The sequence below is a fragment of the Aliivibrio sp. 1S175 genome (assembly GCF_001690985.1).
Lineage (GTDB): Bacteria > Pseudomonadota > Gammaproteobacteria > Enterobacterales > Vibrionaceae > Aliivibrio.
Genome location: NZ_MAJS01000087.1, coordinates 1 through 353 on the forward strand (window position 1 = coordinate 1; position 353 = coordinate 353).

The 353-nt window shown below is 36.0% G+C and carries 1 protein-coding gene; it reads right to left on the reverse strand.

What is annotated here, in order from left to right; genetic code table 11:
• Positions 1 to 353: potassium transporter TrkG (locus tag A6E06_RS18490; protein WP_304362682.1), on the reverse strand; the 353-nt coding region annotated here is incomplete at both ends.

Sequence of the window (353 nt, forward strand, 5' to 3'; positions counted from 1 at the left end):
GAGTTAAATCAACACTATTAAAACCTGCCGTTCGAGCACTTGCCGATTGAAAAAATGCAGCTAACCATTTATCACCACTGGATAATGCACCAAATGTATTAGGGTTTTGATACTCTAAAATATAAAAGAACAATGTCCCAACTAATAACAAGGTTGGCGTTGCAACTAACATTATCTTAGTGTGTAACTGTAAACGTTTAAACCCTTTTGAGCCATTCTTAACCAAATCAACAATGACTGTAAAACCTAAACCACCACCTATGAACAGTAACGATAGCGTAAAAATAACAAGCGGATCACCGACATACCCCATTAAGCTATCAGAGAAAAGTGAAAAACCAGCATTATTAAAC